Raw genomic sequence first — 21,726 nt, 5'->3', positions numbered from 1 at the left:
AATCCTTTCTATTCTATCTTTAATAATCTGTTATTTTACACCCGTATGACCGTATCCGCCGGCTCCACGTTCGGTTTCATCGAGTTCATTAACCTCGATGAAATCGCATTGTTCGTGCTTAGCCAGCACCATCTGGGCTATACGTTCGCCATCGTTGATAACGAAATCCTCTGTAGAGAAATTGATGAGCAGAACCATGATTTCGCCGCGATAATCGGCATCGATGGTTCCCGGCGTATTCAATACGGTAATGCCATGCTTCAAAGCCAGACCGCTGCGAGGACGGATCTGCGCTTCATAACCTGCAGGCAAAGCCATATAAAGACCGGTTGGCACCAGTCGTCGCTCCATAGGATGAAGCACGATTGCCTCATCGATGTTTGCACGCAAATCCATGCCGGCACTCTGAGGTGTGGCAAACGCAGGTAGAGGCTGATGCCCCTTGTTGATAATCTGTACTTTTATCATGACTTCTTCTTTTTTATCTGTGTCTGAGTTTAATAATCTGCAAAAATAAGCAATTTTGATGGAATAAATGAATTTTTGAGGATAAAAACATGTAATTTATCATATTTTATTTTGATTTGTGCTTACTTTAGTGTATTTTTGCGCTACAGAATCAAGTAATACAATAATATGGAATGGAAACAACTGATATCCAACAAGCGTTTCGGACAGGAGCATAAGCATGCCGAGCGCCATGATGATCGCTCTGAATTCAAGCGCGATTACGACCGTCTTATCTTTTCATCGGCATTCCGCCGCCTGCAGAACAAGACGCAGGTTTTCCCTTTGCCGGGCAGCATCTTCGTTCACAACCGCCTCACCCACAGTCTGGAGGTGGCAAGTGTGGGCATGTCGATAGGTAACGACATTTCCCGACGTGTCATCCAGAAGCGGCCTGAACTGAAGGATACGCTCGTCGAAGAGATAGGTACCATCGTAAGTGCAGCCTGTCTGGCACATGATTTGGGCAATCCGCCTTTCGGTCATTCCGGCGAGAAAGCCATCCAGACTTTCTTCTCTGAAGGACCGGGTCAGAAGATAAAATCAATGGTTTCATCGGAGTTTTGGGATGATATTACGCATTTCGAAGGTAACGCAAATGCCTTCAGAATCCTGACCCACCGATTCAAGGGGCGCCGTCAGGGTGGTTTCGTCATGACCTATTCCATGCTTGCTTCCATCGTGAAATACCCGTTTGCAAGCTGTCTTGCCGGCAACCACGGAAAATTCGGTTTCTTTGCTTCAGAAACGGAATCTTATAGGAAAATTGCCGATGAATTGGGCATTTTTTGCAAATCTGCACCGGGTGAGCCTCTCAAATACGCCCGCCATCCACTTGTATATATGGTAGAAGCTGCCGACGATATCTGCTACGAAATCATGGACATCGAAGACTCCCATAAGCTCAAGATTCTTTCCTTTGCCGAGACCGAGCACTTGCTGCTGAGTTTCTTCGATGAAGATATCCAGCAGAAGATACGCCAGCGCATCATCGACGAAGAACTGACTGACGAAAACGAGAAAGTGGTTTACATGAGAGCCAGCGTCATCGGCAAACTGGAGAACGAATGTGTGGCAGCCTTCCTGGCGCACGAGGAGGAAATCCTTGCCGGAACTTTCGAGGGCTGTCTCATCGACCACATTTCCGAGCGCCAGAAAAAGGCATACAAGGAATGTGAGAAGATCTCCTACTCAAAGATTTACCAAAGCAAGCCGGTACTCGACATAGAACTGTCGGGTTATCAAATCATGGCAACTCTGATGGAGGTTTTCATCGAAGCTGCCGTAAACCCATCGCGCTTCTACTCCAAACAGCTCCTGCGCCGGGTAAGTAGCCAGTATGATATAGAGAACGAGAATCTGGAGGAGCGCATCATGGCGGTAATTGATTATATCAGCGGCATGACCGACATCTATGCGCTCGACATCTATCAGAAAATCAACGGAATCAGTCTGCCTATTGTATAAGGGAAAATGTAAGGGATAAAACAGATCTTAAACTAAAAAATAACACGGACAATTTGAATTTGTCCGTGTTATTTTTCTTTTTATTTATTCATCCACCTGCTCATAATAATAAGAATAGTCTATGCCCTTCATGAAGACCTCACGGTCTTCAATTTGATCTGTTAAAGCATTGGAAATAAGCTGTTTGATGCTACTACTATCAACAACACTTTGTGTCATCGCAGCCAAATAATCGTTCTTGTCAATAAGGCTCCAATCCACGCATTTTTTCAGCCTGCGCTTCAATATCAAGTCAAGCCAAATGCGCGTAGCTCTGCCATTTCCCTCACGGAAAGGATGAGCAATGTTCATTTCTACGTATTTGTCGATGATTTCATCCAGCGTACTTTCCGGCATCTGTTCGATTCCAGCAAGTGTTTGTGGAAGATACTGCGCCATGGCAAATTGGAAACCGCCCTTTGCAATGTTCATAGTTCGGATCTGTCCCGCAAAATCGTATAGACCACCAAAGAGGAAAGCATGAATCTGCTGCAAACCTTTGACAGAACCTTCAGTAATGGAATTAATCAGTTCACTCTCAAAAAGAGTGTATGCTTTCTTGCGGCTCTGGCCATCAATGGTATTATCGCTATAGGTAAACCAATCCAGAAAGTCGGCAGCTTTATTGTTAGGAAAGTTCCTGGCTAGCAACATAATACCTTCGTTGTCGAGGACATCGGTCAAACGCAGTTTGCCGTCAGGAGCTTGTAATTTCAACTGGTTAGTAGCACTAACCAGTTCATTATTTTCCTTCTTCAGTTTATTTTTCAGATACTTCCAGTAATTACGGTTCTTGCTATAATCGTCCTGCTCGTTCAATACGCCGATAATATCCAGCACAGAGAACCACCACTTGTTGTATTCCCCGTCCCAAACCGCTCTTACTTCCCTGTCTTTATAAAATCTGATTGATAATTTTCTGTCCATATTGCAATTCATTTTAAAGACACCCCGTATAACGGCATGTTGGTGATATATCTTTACACTTTCTGACACATAAAACCTGCGCAAAGATACACTTTTCGACACATAAAACCAAAATTCCGCTGCCTTTTCAGAGATTCATTAAGACTATTTAACCGAGGCAAGCAGTTTTTACAGAAAACAAAAATCCCATGTTTCTATTGCCAATAAGCAATAAGAACATGGGATTCTGCGGTATAGGTTAGATATTTTTTTCCTTATAAATTACTTTATTGGCTCCGCTCGTAATCTTCAGAGCCTCAGGATGTTCCTTAATAAAACTGTTGATATGGCGAACTCGCTTCTCTTCGAGAATCTCATCGATGGCAATGAGGATACCGGTCTCCTCCACATCACCAAAACCATAGTTGATGGCGGTACCGAAAAGCTTCATCGTAGGACTCAGACTCATGTAGGCATTAACAAGAGGAGGGATATTATAACCCAACTTGCGAACCTCACGGTTCAGGATACGATAGTCTGCCTTGAAGTCATCTTCTGTAAAGATGGCAGCCAAATCACTCTCCGGAGTATCCAATTTCAGCGGTTTCATCGGGATTACGAGGTTCTCCTTGTCATCAAAATGCTTCTTGAGGAAATAGAGAATCATGTCGCGACCACGACGGATGTAAGACGGATACATCGTCATCTTGCCGAAGAAATATTTTACTTCCGGATAGAGAACCGTCAAAGCGCCCAAACCATCCCAGAGATTGTCAAGAGCAAAGATGCTCTTGGTGTTGGTACGCACATTCTGATATTCGAGCGAAACGAAGGAACGGCCCAACTCTACGGTATAAGGCATATACTCCTTGAGGAACTTGTCGGAGAAATGGAACATGTGGCTGGTTGCCAGCTTAGGCTGTCCCTTCTCATCGAGCAGCCAGTCCTTACCCAGGAGATAACGGTAACCGCCGATAATCTCATCGGCTTCAGGATTCCAGACAATCAGCTGCTTGTAACAGTTGTCACCAAAGTCGAACTCATCAAGATCCATAGATTTGCCCGTTCCGCCTCCCGCTTCGCGGAATGCGATTTCACGAAGTCGACCAATCTCTTTCAGCACATTAGGCGAATCTTTTGCCGTAACGATGTAAATCTCGTTATGGCTCTTATTGGTCATTCTCAGTTGTTTGTCGGGTGTAAGCTCGCTCTTCAGGAGCTCACGGTCAATCGGTTGGATGATTTCTTCTTCCATATTACTCTTCTTATATGCTATGATTCTACGATTTCGTTAATATAAAACAATTCTTCCAGGTTTTGCAAACCATTAAAGTTCATAAACCCTGTCTTCAACATACTGCGCCCACTCGGTAGCCGACTTGCTCTTATCAAAAGTCTGCCAAGGAATCGGTTTGCCGATGGAGATGCGGAAATGCTTGCCCACATTCCTGTACATCTCGTCAACCAGGAACAGCATGGCGAGATTGAACGGCAGATACTTGTCGCTAAATCGGGCGATGCGGTAGAAACGCTCAGAGTTGCGCCCTCCGAAATGGATAGGCACCACATCGCGCTGATATTCTACACTCTTAGAGATAAACGTCTTCTTCCAAGGCAGGTCGTGAATAGTTCCATCCTTGCGCTTGCGGCTGTTCAAGCCTGCCGGAAACATCAGCATGTGGTTGTCACTCTGGAAGCCCGCCTCCACCATACGTGGGAAATCGCGGCTCTGGCGACCCGTCTTGTTGATGCCGATACTTACAGGTTTCAAACCCGGCAAGTTGAGCAGAAGATCATTCACCAGATAGCGGAACTTGCCATCATAGTGCTTGCCGATGATGGAACCGAGACATACGCCGTCCTGTCCGCCCAGAGGATGATTGGAAACAAAGGTATAGAGTTTGCCGTCGTTCTTGTCAGGCAGGTTTTCCAAGCCTACGATTTCAACATCCATCTTCAGATAGCGCACACATTCGGTGAGCCATTCAGTACCCGAAAGGCCACGGCTCTCCCACAAGAACCTGTTCACCTCGTCCTCGTGAATAATCTTCTTGAGCCAGGAAACCAGGAAGCGCGGTACGAATTTCACCTTGCTTCCCATCTTGCTCTTCAGAATCTTATCTATGTCTATCGTTTTCTCTATTGAATCACTCATGTTTGCTAAAACTTATATAAGTTAGTGCAAAAGTAACTCAACTTTTTCAAATACGTGCCATTTTTTCCAAAAAAATAGCAAAAAAGCGAAAATTTATTAGTTTTTTAAAACTATCACGACAAATCGAGCCCATTTTGCATGTATTTTTGCAAAAACATCACACTTGATGAGAACAAAAAGGCGATGCCCGAAACAGGAAGGTGAAGTTGACCAAAAACAACTTTTTCATTAAGTTTTATAAATTTTGTGGGAAAATGTAAGGCTATATGGAGATTTTTATGTACCTTTGAACCCAAATTTATACATTAATAAGTACGCACGCAATATTATAATGCGATAAGACAGCAAAAAGATATATGATAAAGACAGCAGAAACATATCACGTACCGGTGCTCCTCAAGGAGAGCGTTGACGGGTTGAACATACAGCCAGGAGGCATCTATGTAGACGTAACCTTCGGTGGTGGCGGACATTCCAGAGAGATTCTGTCGCGCCTGACGGAGGGAGCGCACCTGTACAGTTTCGACCAGGACGCCGATGCTGAGCGCAACGTGGTGGCAAACGAGAACTTCACCTTCGTATGCTCCAACTTCAGATTTCTGAAAAACTGGATGCGCTACTACGGGGTAGACGGACTCGACGGACTGTTAGCCGACCTGGGCGTATCGAGCCACCACTTCGATGACGAGACCCGCGGTTTCTCCTTCCGTTTCGACTCCCCACTCGACATGCGCATGAACAAGCGTGCGGGCAAGACTGCTGCCGACATCGTAAACGAATATGACGAAGGTGCCCTTGCCGACATCTTCTACCTATACGGTGAGCTGAAGAACTCGCGCCGCATCGCCTCGGCACTCGTCAAGGCAAGAGCCGAGAAGCCCATCCTCACCACCAAAGACTTCATGGCAGCCGTAGAGCCCCTCTTCAAGCGGGAACGCGAGAAGAAAGACATGGCAAAGCTCTTCCAGGCGCTGCGCATAGAAGTGAACCACGAGATGGACGCCCTGAAAGAGATGCTCCGCTCAGCCACGGAACTTCTGAAACCGGGAGGCCGACTCAGCGTCATCACCTATCACTCGCTGGAAGACAGAATCGTAAAGAACATGATGAAAGCGGGCAATGCAGAAGGCAAGATAGAGCAGGACTTCTTCGGAAGAATAGAAACCCCTTTCAAACTCGTGAACAACAAGGTAATCGTTCCCGATGCCGACGAGCAGGAAAGAAACCCTAGGAGCAGAAGCGCCAAACTAAGAATAGCAGAAAAGAAATGATAAACGATAAAGACATAAACATCAGCGAGAAGCCTATAGCCGAAGAAAAGGCACAGGCATCACAGGAACCGCCGAAGCAGGCAACTCCGCAGCAGGAGCCACAGCAGCAGGAGGCTCCACAGGCTTCGCTCAAGGAAGTGATTGCCAAGCAAGCCATAGAGGAAGAGGCTTCAGGATCATCGAGCTTTACGCTGCGAAAGATTCTGGGTGGAGACATTCTTACCGCACAGATCATACGCCGGCAGATATGGCTCGTTATCCTCATCGTGTTTTTTGTCATTATCTACATATCCAACCGATACAATATCCAGAACGATATCATCGAGTTGGACAAACTGCAAAAAGAACTGCAAGACACCAAATACAAAGCGCTGTCTACAAGCAGCCAGATAACAGAGAAGAGTCGTGAAAGTAATGTGCTCGACATGCTGAAAAACAACAAAGACAGCGTGCTGCACATCGCTACCCAACCTCCATACATCATAAACGTACCCGAAGAATGAGCAGCAAATTTGATCACAAGAAAGTAATGCCCCGCTACAGCGCCATCGCCATCATCATGACGATTTTCGCCATAGCCGTAGTGGGTAAAGCGCTCTACATCATGACCGCCAAGCATGATTACTGGATGAAGGTGGCAGAACGGCAGAAGAAGGATTCCGTGACCGTAAAGCCAAACCGAGGCAACATCTTGAGCTGCACAGGACAGCTGATGGCAAGTTCGCTGCCGGAGTTTAAGGTTTTCATGGACTTCAAGGCGCTGAAAGATGCAGAAAACGACTCGCTGTGGGATGCCAAGCAAGACTCCATCTGTCTTTGCCTGCACCAGATATTCCCGAACCTGAGCGAGGCTGATTTCAAGAAGCACCTCACCGAAGGTCGCGCCAAGATGAGCCGCCACTGGCCGGTTTATCCGAAGCGTGTAGACTATAACACCTTCACCGAGATAAAGGACATCCCTGTATTCCGCCTGAAACCCTACCAGAGCGGTTTCCACTGGGAAGAATATAATGCCCGAACCAGAACTTACGGTTCGCTGGCAGGCCGTACCATCGGAGCCATGTATGGCGCCAAGGATACCGCCCGCTTCGGTCTGGAGCTGAGTTACGACTCCATCCTGCGAGGCACCAACGGTATCGTGCATCGCCGCAAGGTGCGCAACAAGTTCCTCGACATTACCGATACCCCTCCTATTGACGGAGCCGATATCGTGACCACCATCGATGTGAGCATGCAAGACCTTGCCGAACGCTCACTCATCGACGAGCTGAAGGAAATCAACGCCAATGTGGGTGTAGCCATCGTGATGGATGTACCTACGGGCGACATTAAGGCCATCGTAAACATGGAGAAATGTTTCGACGGCGAATACAGAGAAATCCACAACCATGCCGTGAGCGACCTTCTGGAGCCAGGTTCGGTGTTCAAGCCAGCCTCTATCCTCGTAGCGCTGGACGACGGAGTGGTAGACACAACCTATCACGTAGAAACCGGTGGCGGTATATGGCCGATGTACGGCAGAGAAATGAAAGACCACAACTGGCGAAAAGGAGGATACGGAATGCTGACCCTCGCACAGACCCTGTGGTACAGTTCGAACATCGGTGTGAGCCGCATCATAGACGACCATTACCGCAACAACCCGGAGAAATTCGTAAAGGGTATCTACCGTACCGGTCTGCACGACGACCTGAAGATTCCGCTGGTGGGAGCAACGCCAGCCAGAATCCGCATGCCGCACAGAAACAAGAACGGACAATATGACAACTGGGCAAAGACCAGTTTGCCATGGATGAGTATCGGATATGAGACCCAGATACCGCCTATCTCTACCCTCACCTTCTACAACACCATCGCCAACAACGGCAAGATGATGCGACCAAGATTCGTGAGCAAGGTAATGAAGAACGGAGAAACCATCATGGAATTTCCTCCTGAAGTGATGCGCCAGCAGATAGCCAAGGAGAAGAGCATCAAGGAACTGCAAACCATCCTGGAACAGGTGGTAAGCTTGGGACTGGGAAAGAAAGCCGGTTCGCCTAACTTCAAAGTGGCAGGAAAGACCGGTACAGCCCAGATTTCAAAAGGTGCCGGTGGATATAAGAGTGGCGGAACCAGCTATCTCATCAGTTTCGCAGGCTACTTCCCTGCCGATGCGCCACGCTACAGCTGTATCGTCTGCATACAGAAATCCGGTTTGCCTGCTTCGGGCGGTACGATGTGCGGTAAGGTGTTCCATGAGATTTCAGAAGGCATCATGGCGCAGAGTCTGAAAGTTGACGTAAAGGACGCCCGCGACTCTGCATCAGTCTTCGTTCCTGACGTAAAGGCAGGCAATATCCTTGCTGCCAACTATGTGCTCAGCCACCTCGGCATCAAGACCAATGCCAACTGGAGTGGCAGCTATGCCGACGGCAACCCTATCTGGGGCAAGGCAGAGCGCGTGGGTAACCACAGCATCAAGCTCATCAGGGAGAAGCAATACGGCAAGACGATCGTACCTGACATTACAGGAATGGGAGCCCGAGACGCTATCTACAATATGGAGAGCCGGGGCATCAAGACCCAGATTATAGGTAGAGGAAAGGTAGTAAAGCAGAGTCTGGTGCCGGGAACGGTCATCAAGAAAGGTGCCGTATGCAGCATTGTGCTCGAATAAATCTCAGAAACAGTTATCTGAAACCCTATATATAATAAGGTGTAGATAAAGAAATATATAGAATATAAAACAGAAACAGGATATGAAGTTACAAGAATTACTCAAAAACATCAAGCCGGTTCAGATAATCGGCGATGCTGATGTAGAGGTTACGGGAGTAAACATCGACTCTCGCAAGATTAAGGAAGGTCATCTCTTCGTTGCCATGAAGGGAACGCAGGTTGACGGTCACAAGTTTATTCCAAAGGCATTGGAACTGGGCGCAAAGTCGGTTTTGTGCGAAGACATGCCTGAAGAGAAAGTTGAGGGCGTAACTTACATTCAGGTCGCTTCGACCGAGGATGCTGTCGGCAAGGTAGCAACCCTCTTCTACGGCGACCCTTCAAGAAAGCTCAAACTGGTAGGCGTAACAGGTACCAATGGTAAGACCACCATTGCCACCTTATTATATAATATGTTCCGCAAGTTCGGCCATAAGTGTGGCTTGCTCTCTACCGTCTGCAACTACATTGAGGACGAGGCTATCCCTGCCGACCATACCACCCCAGACCCTATCGAGCTGAACATGCTCCTGGGCAAGATGGTAGAGGCAGGCTGCGAGTATACCTTCATGGAGTGCTCTTCTCACGCCATCGCACAGAAGCGTATCGGAGGCCTACAGTTTGCCGGAGGCTTGTTCACCAACCTCACCCGCGATCATCTCGATTATCACAAGACATTCGAGAACTACCGTAACGCCAAGAAGGCTTTCTTCGACGGACTGCCTAAGACTGCCTTTGCCATTACCAATGCCGACGACAAGAACGGCATGATCATGGTACAGAACACCAAGGCTACCGTGAAAACCTACTCTACCCGCAGCATGGCAGACTTCAGAGCCAGGATTCTGGAGTGTCACTTCGGCGGCATGTATCTGGAGATTGACGGCAGAGAAGTGGGCGTACAGTTCATCGGTAAGTTCAACGTGAGCAACCTGCTCGCCGTATATGGTGCAGCCATTATGCTCGGCAAGAAGCCAGAGGATGTACTCGTAGTGATGAGTACCCTTCACAGCGTAAGCGGAAGACTGGAACCAATCCAGTCGCCAGAAGGTTATACCGCCATTGTTGACTATGCCCATACACCAGATGCACTGGAGAACGTATTGAACGCCATCCACGAAGTGCTCGAAGGCAAGGACGGAGAAGTCATCACCGTTTGCGGTGCCGGTGGCAACCGTGACAAGGGCAAGCGTCCATTGATGGCACAGGAGGCTGTAAAGCAGAGCGATAAGGTAATCATCACCAGCGACAATCCACGTTTCGAAGAGCCACAGGACATCATCAACGACATGCTTGCCGGACTCAATGCCCAGCAGATGAAGAAGGTAATCAGCATCGTAGACCGCAAGGAAGCCATCCGCACAGCCTGCATGCTGGCAAAGAAGGGCGACGTGATTCTTGTAGCCGGTAAGGGACACGAAGATTACCAGGAAATCAAGGGCGTAAAGCACCACTTTGACGATAAGGAGGTGATTCGCGACATCTTCGGAATTTCACAGAAGTAAAATCAATCAAGAAAAGAAAGAAAAATGTTATACTATCTCTTTAGATTTCTGGAGCAGTGGGGCATCACAGGTTCTCACATGTGGGGCTACATCTCATTCCGTGCCCTGCTTGCGCTGATTTTATCATTGGTAATCTCTGCCTGGTTCGGCGAGAAATTCATCAAGTATCTCAAGAGCAAGCAAATTACAGAGACACAGCGCGATGCCAGCATCGACCCGTTCGGTGTCAAGAAGATTGGCGTTCCTTCTATGGGTGGTGTCATCATCATCCTGGCTATCCTCGTACCGGTACTGTTACTCGGACGTTTGCGCAACATCTATCTGATCCTGATGATCATCACCACCGTATGGCTCGGCTTTCTCGGTGGAATGGACGACTTCATCAAGATATTCAAGCGCGACAAGGAGGGATTGAAGGGCAAATATAAGATAATAGGACAGATTGGCATCGGCCTGATCGTGGGACTGGTACTCTGGTCTTCACCTGATGTAAAGATGAACGAGAACCTCGCCATCGAGCAACAGGGACAGGAAACGGTGGTAAAGCATCGTACGGAAGCAAGAAAATCGCTGAAGACCACCATCCCATTCGTCAAGGGACACAACCTCGACTATTCCAGCATCACCAGTTTCTGCGGTAAGTACAAGGTAGCAGCAGGCTGGATTCTCTTCGTCATCATGACCATCTTCGTTGTAACAGCCGTATCAAACGGTGCCAACCTCAACGATGGTATGGACGGAATGTGTGCCGGAAACTCCGCCATCATAGGTGTGGCGCTAGGCATACTTGCGTATGTGTCGTCGCACATCGAGTTTGCCGCCTACCTCAATATCATGTATATTCCTGGTTCTGAGGAACTGGTAGTATTCTTCTGTGCCTTCATCGGAGCCCTCATCGGTTTCCTCTGGTACAACGCCTACCCTGCCCAGGTATTCATGGGCGATACGGGTTCGCTGACCATCGGCGGTATCATCGCAGTAGGTGCCATCATCATCCACAAGGAGCTGATGCTGCCTATCCTCTGCGGTATTTTCTTCGTAGAAAGCCTCAGCGTGATGATGCAGGTTTACTATTACAAGATAGGAAAGCGGAGAGGTGTGAAGCAGCGTATCTTCAAGCGCACACCTATCCACGACAACTTCCGCACACAGGACAGTCAGCTGGATCCTGACTGCAAGTATCTGTGGAAGAAGCCTCGCAACTGCTTCCATGAATCAAAGATTACCATCCGTTTCTGGATTGTAACCATCATTCTGGCAGCATTGACCATCATCACATTGAAGATCAGATAAAATACAGGCTCTTATCAGCCCGACAAGTATAGAGAATAAGACAATGAGCAAAATTGTAATTTTAGGAGCTGGCGAAAGTGGCGCAGGTGCAGCCGTGCTGGCAAAGAAAGAGGGATTCGAGGTCTTTGTTTCAGACATGTCAAAGATCAAGGATAACTACAAGAAGTTGATGGATGACCACAACATCGAATGGGAAGAAGGTCACCATACAGAAGAAAAGATTTTAGATGCAGATGAAGTCATCAAGAGTCCGGGTATTCCTAAGGAAGCACCTATGATACAGAAACTGATGGCTAAGGGTACACCTATCATCAGCGAAATAGAATTTGCGGGCAGATATACTGATGCCAAGATGATCTGTATCACGGGAAGTAACGGTAAGACAACCACTACCTCGCTGATTTACCACATCATCAAGTCGGCTGGCTATGATGTAGGTCTGGCAGGCAACATCGGAAAGAGTCTGGCCCTTCAGGTGGCTGAAACTCCTCATAAGTACTACGTCATCGAGCTGAGCAGTTTCCAACTCGACAATATGTATAAGTTCCGTGCCAATGTGGCCATCCTGCTCAACATCACTCCAGACCATCTGGACCGCTATGAGTTTAAGATGCAGAACTATACCGATGCCAAGATGCGCATTACCCAGAACCAGACAGAAGAAGACAGCTTCATCTTCTGGAACGATGATCCTATCGTTACAAAGGAGCTGGCTAAATACAACCTCAAGTCACATCTCTGCCCATTCTCTGAGTTCAAGGAGGAGGGTTGTGTTGGCTTTATCGAAGACGGCAAATACAAACTCAACTTCCCTTCAGACTTCGAAATGCCACAGGCAGACATGAGTCTACGCGGCAAGCACAACATCTATAACAGTCTGGCTGCAGGTCTGGCATGTAACATCGTAGGCATCGACCACGAGACCCTGCACAAAGGCTTGAGCGACTTCCCTGGTGTAGAGCACCGTCTGGAGAAAGTGGGCAAGTTCCAGGGCGTTTACTATGTGAACGATTCAAAGGCTACCAACGTAGATGCCTGCTGGTATGCGCTGGAGAGTATGACCACCCCTACCATCCTCATCATCGGCGGTAAGGATAAGGGAAATGACTATAACCAGATCAAGGACCTGGTAAAGGAGAAATGTGCTGGTATCGTATATCTCGGAGCCGACAACCAGAAGTTGCACGACAACTTTGACTCACTCGGCATCCCTGTACGCGACACTCACAGCATGAAGGATTGCGTGGCAGCCTGCCAGGAATTGGCAAAACCGGGCGATACCGTACTCCTCAGCCCATGCTGCGCAAGTTTCGACCTCTTCAAGAACATGGAAGATAGAGGCGAGCAGTTTAAGGCGCTGGCAAGAGCTATCGGAGAATAACAGTTTTCAACAAATAGAACAGATAGAACTATAAAGAAATGAATAACAAGAGCATTGGTAATATTTTCAAGGGAGACAAGGTGATCTGGATGGTCTTCTTCTTTCTCTGTATGATAAGCATCGTGGAGGTATATTCTGCCTCCAGCTCCTTGTCGTACAAGACAGGAAACTACATGGCACCTGTCATCCGCCACATCTTGCTCTTGGGAGGCGGTCTGTTCACCATGATTTGCATGCTCAAGGTGAAATGCAAGTACTTCAAGATTGTTACCCCCGTCGTGATGGGCATCTCATTACTGTTGCTCGTCCTGGTCTTGGCTACCGGTCAATCTACCAACGGAGCCTCCCGATGGTTCTCTCTGATGGGCATACAGTTCCAGCCTTCTGAGATAGCGAAGGGAGCGGTAGTTCTGGCTGTTGCTCAGATTCTTAGTGCTATGCAAACAACTCAGGGAGCCAACAGGAAGGCTTTCAAGTTCATACTTGTAGCAACTGCTCCATTTGTTATTCTCATCGGACTGGAAAACTTATCCACAGCCATGCTCCTCAGTATCACAATCTTAGCCATGATGCTCATCGGACGAGTGCCGATGAACCAGATTGGCAAGCTGGTGGGACTGTGCATGATTGTCATCGTCACAGCCTTTGCAGGTATCATGATAGTAGGACAGGACAAGGGCGAAGAGGGCAATAAACCGGAAAATACGCTGACCGAGAAGGTTGAGCAGGAACAGAACAAGCCTAACATGGCAGAAAAGATGTTCCATAGAGCCGACACCTGGAAAGCCCGTATTGACAAGTTTATGAACTCAAAGCCTGTAGCCCCACAGGATGTCGATCTCGACAAAGATGCCCAAGTGGCACATGCCAACATCGCCATCGCCTCTTCCAACATCGTAGGCAAAGGGCCTGGAAACTCGGTAGAAAGAGACTTCCTCTCACAGGCGTTCTCAGACTTCATCTATGCCATCATCATCGAAGAGATGGGTATATGGGGAGCCGCACTGGTTGCATTCCTCTACATCATCCTCCTGTTCAGAGCTGGCAGAATAGCTAACAGGTGTGAGAACAATTTCCCTGCCTTTCTCTGCATGGGACTCGCCATCATGCTGGTTACCCAGGCACTCTTCAACATGGCAGTAGCAGTAGGTTTGGCTCCTGTTACAGGACAGCCACTGCCACTCATCAGTAGAGGTGGTACATCTACCATCATCAACTGTCTGTACCTGGGCATCATCCTGAGTATCAGTAGAACAGCCAAGAAGAAAGAGATACCTCAAAATGAGCTCGACGACAGCAAAATGGTGGCTGCCTGACAAGAGTTTTATAAATTAAGGTGAAAAAATGGCAGAAAATGCCGTTAAATCGATATTTTTTTATACCTTTGCGTTATAAACATGAACGGATATGAATAATGAATTAAGAATTATCATAAGCGGAGGCGGCACAGGTGGTCACATCTTCCCTGCCGTATCCATTGCAAATGCCATCAAGGCGAAGCGCCCTGATGCTAAGATTTTGTTTGTAGGTGCACTCGGCAGAATGGAAATGCAGCGTGTACCTGCTGCAGGTTATGAGATCAAGGGCTTGCCTATCTGCGGCTTCGACAGAAAGCATCTGCTCAAGAACATCGCCGTACTCTTCAAGATATGGAAGAGCCAGCACATGGCAAAGAGCATCATCAAAAACTTCAAGCCTATGGCAGCTGTGGGCGTAGGTGGCTATGCTAGCGGTCCGACTCTCAATGTTTGTGCCAGCAAAGGAATACCTTGTCTCATCCAGGAGCAGAATTCATACGCTGGTGTAACCAATAAGCTCTTGGCCAAGAAAGCTGAAAAAATCTGTGTGGCTTACGAAGGAATGGAGCGTTTCTTCCCTGCAGACAAGATTATCATGACCGGTAATCCTGTTCGCCAGAATGTATTGGAAACTACCATCACCCAGGAAGAAGCACGCAAGCAATTCGGTCTCGACCCTGAAAAGAAGACCATCTTGCTCGTAGGTGGCAGCCTTGGCGCAAGAACCATCAACGAGAGTGTGCTCCAGCACCTCGACCTGGTGAAAGAAAGCGGCGTACAGTTTATCTGGCAAACAGGTAAATACTATAATGCTGCCATCATGGAGCAACTGAAAGGTCAGGAGCTACCAATGCTCAAGGTTACTGATTTCATCAGCGACATGGGTGCAGCTTACAAGGCAGCCGACCTGGTTATCAGCCGCGCAGGTGCCAGCAGTATCAGCGAGTTCTGCCTCATCGGCAAACCGGTTATCCTGGTTCCAAGCCCTAATGTGGCAGAAGACCACCAGACCAAGAACGCCATGGCATTAGTCAACAAAGATGCTGCCATCTACGTAAAGGATGCCGATGCACCAGAGGTATTGCTCAAGAAAGCAGTTGACACGGTAAAAGACGAGGCTAAGCTTGCTTCGCTCTGTGAGAATATCAAGAAATTAGGATTAAAGAACTCTGCCGACGTCATCGCCGACGAAGTAATCAAATTAGCAACAAAGTAATGGAAATAAAAGATATTAAAGCAGTTTATTTTGTAGGAGCGGGCGGCATCGGAATGAGCGCCATCGCTAGATACTTCCTCAGCAAGAAGTTGGTTGTAGCCGGATATGACAAGACTCCATCCAATCTAACTCATGAGTTGGAGAAAGAGGGAATGCTTATCCACTATGAGGAGAATGTTGACCTCATACCAGAAGCCTGCAAGGACGCCAAGACAACATTGGTAGTCTACACACCGGCAATTCCTGCAGAACACAAGGAACTGGTTTTCTTCCATGAGAATGGCTTCACCATCGAGAAGCGAGCTCAGGTTCTGGGTACATTAACCCGTACACATAAGGGACTGTGCGTAGCGGGTACACACGGAAAGACATCAACATCTACCATGTGTGCTCACATCATGCACCAAAGCCATATTGACTGTAATGCCTTCCTGGGAGGTATCTCAAAGAACTATGGCACCAACTATATCCTCTCCGACAAGAGCGACTATGTTGTCATTGAAGCAGATGAGTTTGACCGCAGTTTCCACTGGTTGCGCCCATGGATGAGCGTCATCACGGCTACAGACCCAGACCATCTCGACATCTACGGCACCAAGGAGGCTTATCTGGAGAGTTTCCGTCACTATACAGAACTGATCCAACCTGGCGGTGCACTCATCATCCACAAAGGTCTGGAGATGAAGCAACACGTACAAGACGGTGTCAAGATATACGAATACAGCCAGGACGAGGGCGACTTCCACGCTGAGAACATCAAGATTGAGAATGGAGGTATCACCTTTGATTTCATCTCTCCTATCGAGAACGTAACGGGCGTAGAACTCGGACAGCCTGTGCCTATCAACATCACAAATGGTGTGGCAGCAATGGCAATGGCACAGTTGAATGGTTGCACAGCCGATGAACTCCGTAACGGCATGAAGACCTACGGAGGAGTTGACCGCCGTTTCGACTTTAAGATCAAGAATAACAAACTGGTATTCCTGTCTGATTATGCTCATCATCCAAAGGAGATATATCAGAGTGCTAAGAGTATCAGAGAGTTATACAAGGACCGTAAGATAACAGCCATCTTCCAGCCTCACTTGTATACTAGAACCCGCGATTTCTATAAAGATTTCGCCAACAGTTTGAGTCTCTTGGACGAGGTTATCCTCTGCGACATCTATCCAGCTCGCGAGCAGCCTATTCCAGGAGTAACCTCCAAGCTTATCTATGACAATCTGAAACCAGGTGTAGAAAAGAGCATGATTCACAAAGAAGACGTTCTTGACCTGGTAAAGAATCGAGACTTCGATGTTCTAGTTATCTTAGGAGCTGGCGATTTGGACAACTATGTTCCACAAATTACCAAAATACTTGAAGAGAAATAAATGCATATCAATTGGAAGAAAACCATCATCATCGCACTGGATTTAGTACTCGGTACTTATCTGGTATTCGCTTTCACCAGGTTTAACAAACCTGATGAAACGAAGGTGGTATGCACCAAGGTGAACATCAACATTCAAGATGAGATGACGAATGGCTTTCTGAATGCGAAGGAAATCAAGAAACGACTGGAAGCCAGGAAACTCTATCCGCTGGGGGAACCACTCAAAGAGGTGAACGCCCGCATGATAGAAGAAACCTTGAAGACCAGTCCTTTCGTCAAGACGGCAGAATGTTCAAAGACTCAGGATGGTCTTGTTGACATCTACCTCACCCAACGCATGCCAATCGTCAGAATCAAAAGCATCAGCAACGAGGACTATTATATTGATGACCACAATCAGATCATGCCCAACACAAACTATACATGCGACATTATCATCGCAACGGGCTACATCAACAAGTGGTATGCTAAAAAATACATCTCATTACTAAGCAAAGCGCTGATGACGAATGAACTCTGGCGAAACCAGATAGAACAGATCAATGTCCTGCCTGATAGAGGAATAGAACTGGTACCGCGAGTAGGCAACCACATTATATATATAGGTAACCTGCCAGAGACCAACCTCATCGACAAACGAGAGCAAGCCATCAACGATTTCGTCAACAAGAAGATGAATCGATTAGAGAAATTCTATAAGTATGGACTCTCACAAGCTGGCTGGAACAAGTATTCGTATATCAATATCGAATTCGACAACCAGATCATATGTAAAAAGCATCAAAATAGCTAATTAGAAAATAGAAACAGATTAAGATAACATATAAGAACTATGCCAAAGGAATTTATTGTAGCTATCGAACTTGGCTCATCTAAGATGACAGGTATAGCAGGTCAGAAGAATTTGGACGGCAGCATCACCGTACTTGCCACCGTAGAGGAAGATTCATCTTCTTGCATCAGAAAGGGTGTGATCTATAACATTGACAAAACCTGCCAATGCTTGACCAACATCATCAAGAAGTTGAAGAATATACTGAAACAGGATATTACCCAGGTCTATGTAGGCGTGGGCGGTCGCTCTATACGCAGTATCAAGAACGTCATTGTCAAGGATCTCCCAGGTAACACCATCATCTCACAAGAGATGATCAATGAACTGATGGATATCAACCGCAACATGACCTATCCGGACCAGGAAATCCTGGATGCTGCAACTCAGGAATACAAGATAGACAACCAATACCAGATAGACCCTGTAGGAATACAGTGTAACCATCTGGAAGGTATCTTCCTGAATATACTTTGGCGCAAGAACTTCTATAACAATATCAATACCTGTTTTGAAAATGCCAACATTCCTATTGCAGAAATGTACCTGGCTCCTTTAGCTATGGCTGACAGCGTTTTGACAGACTCAGAAAAGCGTGCAGGCTGTATGCTTGTTGACTTGGGTGCCGATACGACAACCGTTTCTGTATATTATAAAGGTATACTTCGTCATCTCTCTGTCATCCCATTGGGCGGCGGCAACGTGACCAAAGACTTAACTTGTCTTCAGATTGAAGAGCCTGATGCTGAAAAGATGAAACTCAAGTATGCCAAGGCTTATACCGATATCAACAATATCGACCCAACCCTGAACTACCCAATCGACAAGGATAGAGTGGTTGAAAGCAAGAAGTTCATCGAAATCGTAGAAGCACGCGTAGAGGAAATCGTAGAAAACGCATGGTTCCAGATTCCTGTGGAATTCTCAGATAAGCTGTTGGGTGGTATCATCCTTACAGGTGGCGGCAGCAACATGCCTGAAATCGATAAGGTTTTCAAGACACATACCCACATCGACAAAGTACGCATTGCCAAGTTTGTTTCTCAAACAGTCAACTCAAAGGATCCTAAGATTACCAATCACGATGGTACAATGAACACCGTATTGGGACTCCTGGCAAAGGGAGACATGAACTGTGCAGGTGACGAAATCGGCACTGATCTCTTCAGCAATTCTGCAGAAAAGCCAGTAGCAGCCGAGCAGCACAAGGCTCCAAGAAACCCTAACGAGACTGCCGGCAAGGGCGTTGTTCTTACTGCGGCAGAAAAAGCGGCTGCTGACGAGGCTGCCCGCAAGCAAAAAGAACTGGAAGAAGCTGAGGCAAGACTTCTGGCAGAAAAAGAAGCCGAAGAAGAAGAAAAGAGACGCAAAGAAAACAGTCTCATCCATAAAATGATGAGAGGTTTCAAGAAGTTTGTGAAAGATACCATTTCTGAAGAAGAATAAGATGCCAAAGACCAGGCTATCAGAAAACAGATTTCACAACAGGTTAAATAAAAAATCAGATAGATAAACCCTATAAAGATTATACGACTATGCTAGATAATGGAAACGCTCCTCATATTCTTGACTTTGGGGAACCTGAAAAAGAAAATAGCATCATCAAGGTGATTGGTGTTGGTGGTGGCGGTGGAAATGCCGTCAACCACATGTACCGCGAAGGTATACACGATGTAACATTCGTACTCTGCAACACAGACAACCAGGCACTTAACGACTCACCTGTGCCTGTACACCTGCAGCTAGGTAAGGAAGGTCTGGGTGCAGGAAACAAACCTGCCAAGGCACGCCAGGCTGCCGAAGAGACTCTTGAAGATATCAAGAACATGCTCAACGATGGAACAAAAATGGCATTCATCACAGCGGGTATGGGTGGCGGTACCGGTACAGGTGCAGCACCTGTCATCGCCAGAGTAAGTAAGGAGTTAGGTATTCTTACCGTTGGTATCGTAACCATCCCATTCCGTTTTGAAGGTCCTAAGAAGATTGACCAGGCATTGGATGGTGTAGAGGAAATGTCGAAGCATGTAGATGCCTTACTGGTAATCAACAATGAACGTCTTCGCCAGATTTATCCAGACCTTGCCGTTCTCGATGCCTTCGGCAAAGCTGACGACACCTTGAGTGTAGCTGCCAAGAGTATCGCTGAAATCATTACCGTACATGGTCTCATCAACCTCGACTTCAATGATGTGAAGACCGTACTGAAAGATGGCGGTGTGGCTATCATGAGTACAGGTTACGGTGAGGGAGAAGGAAGAGTAAAGAAAGCGATAGAAGATGCCTTGAACTCACCACTCCTTAACGATAATGACGTATTCAACTCTAAGAAGATTCTGCTCAGCATCGCATTTGCAAGCGAGAAGAAAGATAATCCTGGCTTGACCATGGACGAGATGAATGATGTCAACGACTTTATGGAGAAATTCGGTGACGACTTCGAGCTGAAATGGGGTCTTGCTATTGACCCTGAATTGGGAAGCCGCGTAAAGGTAACCGTTCTCGCAACAGGTTTCGGACTCGAGGATGTAGAGGGAATGAACCGCCACCTCAAGAAACATACTGAGGAAGAATCTCGCCGTCTCGCTGAAGAAGAGGAGAAACGTGCTGAAAGAGAAGACCGCCGCAAGCGCTATTATGGCAGCGATGGCAATACGACACAGTATAAGCGTCATCCACACATATTCCTGTTCCGCCAGGAAGATTTGGATAACGAGGATGTCATCCTTCAGGTAGAAAACACGCCTACCTATAAGCGTACCCGACAGACTTTGGAAGAGATCCGCAATATTGCTTCTGGCAACACTGAGCCAAAAGAAGACAATAACGATGATGCTTCTTCTGTACAGGGCGTCATCAGTTTTGCCTAAACAGAGAATATAGGCTAGGTTTATTTCAGTTTTACGTCAAGTAAGCGAGGAAACCAAAAATGACTAAGCAAAAAGTTCCTGAAGAACAGCAAAGCTCTTCATTTCCGGGAAACCTGGCAAATGAAGTTTATAATACTCCAATATCACCTCTACACACCTGTTCCGTTCGATACGGGACATTGTGTAGAGGTGCATTGTTTTATAGTCTAAACGGAACAAAGACACAAGCCGCATAGAATCTTCCTTATTTAAGTAATGTACATGCGAAGGAACATGAGCTGCAAAACATCCATCTACCAAATCAAAATAATCGCCAGACATACCGCTCTCAATATTGGGCATAAAACCCAAATGAAAAGAGAGCTGAATCATAAAGACTATATGGAAATTGGCAATAACACCTTTAGCATGGTCTAACCATTCGATACTGTCCTGTATGAAAAGATAGAGCGCACCATTAGCCTGCTCATGACGGGTAGCATATGAAAGCAGTTCTGCCAAGAACATGGAAATGCCAAGTTTGTATGGAGAAAAAGGGATATCAGAGAATGGAATCTGAATCGAAACATCCCTAAGGCGCTGCAGATTTGACTTGGGACGATAATCAAATTCTAAATTCAAGACCATGAGCGGTTGGAAAAGCTGCCGTTTCATCTTCCCCTTAGATGACTTAGGCACACGTACCATAAAGGAGAGTCTTCCCAACTTTTCGGTGAAGAAATCCACGATAAGTTGAGAGTCCCCATACTTGATGGTTTGCAATACGATAGCACTAGTTTTTATCTCCATTTTGCCTAATATTAGTGAAAAACAGGGCAAAAATACAAAAAAATGCGCATTTAGCGAAAATTTTCTATGAAAAATTTGCTAGATTCAAATAAAAGTAGTAACTTTGCACCCGCAAATAA

General features: G+C 46.8%; 18 protein-coding genes. 13 read left to right on the top strand and 5 right to left on the bottom strand.

The features are described from left to right. Positions 1-30 precede the first annotated feature (30 nt). Positions 31-468 carry a dUTP diphosphatase gene (gene dut / locus NNC77_RS05070; protein ID WP_117692971.1) on the bottom strand — a complete coding sequence of 146 codons (438 nt, stop codon included), beginning with the start codon at positions 466-468 and terminating at the stop codon, positions 31-33. A 168-nt stretch (positions 469-636) separates the two neighbouring features. On the opposite strand from dut, the gene NNC77_RS05065 reads away from it, so the two are divergent. Beyond that, a complete protein-coding gene (locus tag NNC77_RS05065; protein WP_200756793.1) occupies positions 637-1,974 on the top strand; it encodes a deoxyguanosinetriphosphate triphosphohydrolase in 1,338 nt (445 codons plus the stop codon). 84 nt (positions 1,975-2,058) lie between these two features. On the opposite strand, the gene fic is transcribed toward NNC77_RS05065, so the two are convergent. The 3 genes from fic to NNC77_RS05050 all read right to left on the bottom strand — a co-directional run bounded on the left by fic (position 2,059) and on the right by NNC77_RS05050 (position 5,074). After that, positions 2,059-2,940, bottom strand: a complete 882-nt coding sequence (gene fic, locus NNC77_RS05060) for a protein adenylyltransferase Fic (RefSeq protein ID WP_117692967.1) — start codon at positions 2,938-2,940, stop codon at positions 2,059-2,061. A 238-nt stretch (positions 2,941-3,178) separates the two neighbouring features. Continuing rightward, entirely contained in the window at positions 3,179-4,174 is a 996-nt protein-coding gene (locus NNC77_RS05055) for a GNAT family N-acetyltransferase (protein ID WP_200756791.1), read from the bottom strand. Between the two features lie 72 nt (positions 4,175-4,246). Beyond that, on the bottom strand, positions 4,247-5,074 hold the full coding sequence (locus NNC77_RS05050; RefSeq protein ID WP_117728192.1) for a glycerol acyltransferase: 828 nt from the start codon (positions 5,072-5,074) through the stop codon (positions 4,247-4,249). Positions 5,075-5,430: 356 nt separating this feature from the next. On the opposite strand from NNC77_RS05050, the gene rsmH reads away from it, so the two are divergent. The 12 genes from rsmH to ftsZ all read left to right on the top strand — a co-directional run bounded on the left by rsmH (position 5,431) and on the right by ftsZ (position 20,818). Further along, the gene (gene rsmH, locus NNC77_RS05045; protein WP_117692963.1) at positions 5,431-6,345 is read left to right on the top strand and encodes a 16S rRNA (cytosine(1402)-N(4))-methyltransferase RsmH; all 915 of its coding nucleotides are present in this window, start codon (positions 5,431-5,433) and stop codon (positions 6,343-6,345) included. Next, positions 6,342-6,848, top strand: coding sequence for an FtsL-like putative cell division protein (locus tag NNC77_RS05040; RefSeq protein ID WP_181993556.1), 507 nt, complete (start codon positions 6,342-6,344; stop codon positions 6,846-6,848). The genes rsmH and NNC77_RS05040 overlap by 4 nt, the downstream gene beginning before the upstream one ends. Next, positions 6,845-9,004, top strand: coding sequence for a penicillin-binding protein (locus tag NNC77_RS05035; protein ID WP_254970205.1), 2,160 nt, complete (start codon positions 6,845-6,847; stop codon positions 9,002-9,004). The genes NNC77_RS05040 and NNC77_RS05035 overlap by 4 nt, the downstream gene beginning before the upstream one ends. 82 nt (positions 9,005-9,086) lie before the next feature. Next, a complete protein-coding gene (locus NNC77_RS05030; RefSeq protein WP_254970204.1) occupies positions 9,087-10,550 on the top strand; it encodes a UDP-N-acetylmuramoyl-L-alanyl-D-glutamate--2,6-diaminopimelate ligase in 1,464 nt (487 codons plus the stop codon). A gap of 24 nt (positions 10,551-10,574) precedes the next feature. Further along, positions 10,575-11,843: a phospho-N-acetylmuramoyl-pentapeptide-transferase gene (gene mraY, locus NNC77_RS05025; RefSeq protein WP_117692957.1), complete on the top strand. Its 1,269-nt coding sequence runs from the start codon at positions 10,575-10,577 to the stop codon at positions 11,841-11,843. A 43-nt stretch (positions 11,844-11,886) separates the two neighbouring features. Next, positions 11,887-13,224 carry a UDP-N-acetylmuramoyl-L-alanine--D-glutamate ligase gene (gene murD, locus NNC77_RS05020; protein ID WP_254970203.1) on the top strand — a complete coding sequence of 446 codons (1,338 nt, stop codon included), beginning with the start codon at positions 11,887-11,889 and terminating at the stop codon, positions 13,222-13,224. 38 nt (positions 13,225-13,262) lie between these two features. Beyond that, complete coding sequence (locus NNC77_RS05015; protein ID WP_006847637.1) at positions 13,263-14,540, top strand: FtsW/RodA/SpoVE family cell cycle protein; 1,278 nt, start codon at positions 13,263-13,265, stop codon at positions 14,538-14,540. A 91-nt stretch (positions 14,541-14,631) separates the two neighbouring features. Further along, complete coding sequence (murG, locus tag NNC77_RS05010; protein ID WP_022121279.1) at positions 14,632-15,738, top strand: undecaprenyldiphospho-muramoylpentapeptide beta-N-acetylglucosaminyltransferase; 1,107 nt, start codon at positions 14,632-14,634, stop codon at positions 15,736-15,738. Beyond that, complete coding sequence (gene murC, locus NNC77_RS05005; protein WP_006847639.1) at positions 15,738-17,114, top strand: UDP-N-acetylmuramate--L-alanine ligase; 1,377 nt, start codon at positions 15,738-15,740, stop codon at positions 17,112-17,114. Before murG ends, murC begins: the two co-directional genes overlap by 1 nt. Beyond that, positions 17,115-17,909 (top strand): cell division protein FtsQ, encoded by a 795-nt coding sequence (locus tag NNC77_RS05000; protein ID WP_254970202.1) that lies wholly within the window; start codon positions 17,115-17,117, stop codon positions 17,907-17,909. A gap of 39 nt (positions 17,910-17,948) precedes the next feature. Next, a complete protein-coding gene (ftsA, locus tag NNC77_RS04995; RefSeq protein ID WP_022121277.1) occupies positions 17,949-19,394 on the top strand; it encodes a cell division protein FtsA in 1,446 nt (481 codons plus the stop codon). Positions 19,395-19,483: 89 nt separating this feature from the next. Continuing rightward, positions 19,484-20,818, top strand: coding sequence for a cell division protein FtsZ (ftsZ, locus tag NNC77_RS04990; protein ID WP_153072552.1), 1,335 nt, complete (start codon positions 19,484-19,486; stop codon positions 20,816-20,818). 63 nt (positions 20,819-20,881) lie between these two features. Here the strand turns inward: ftsZ and recO are convergent, their stop codons facing one another. Next, entirely contained in the window at positions 20,882-21,607 is a 726-nt protein-coding gene (gene recO, locus NNC77_RS04985) for a DNA repair protein RecO (RefSeq protein ID WP_234564107.1), read from the bottom strand. Positions 21,608-21,726: the final 119 nt, after the last annotated feature.

This window comes from Segatella copri (assembly GCF_024330485.1).
Classification (GTDB): Bacteria; Bacteroidota; Bacteroidia; order Bacteroidales; family Bacteroidaceae; genus Prevotella; species Prevotella copri_L.
Note: the sequence above shows the minus strand (reverse complement) of the source record. Positions and strands in the feature narration are given on the sequence as shown.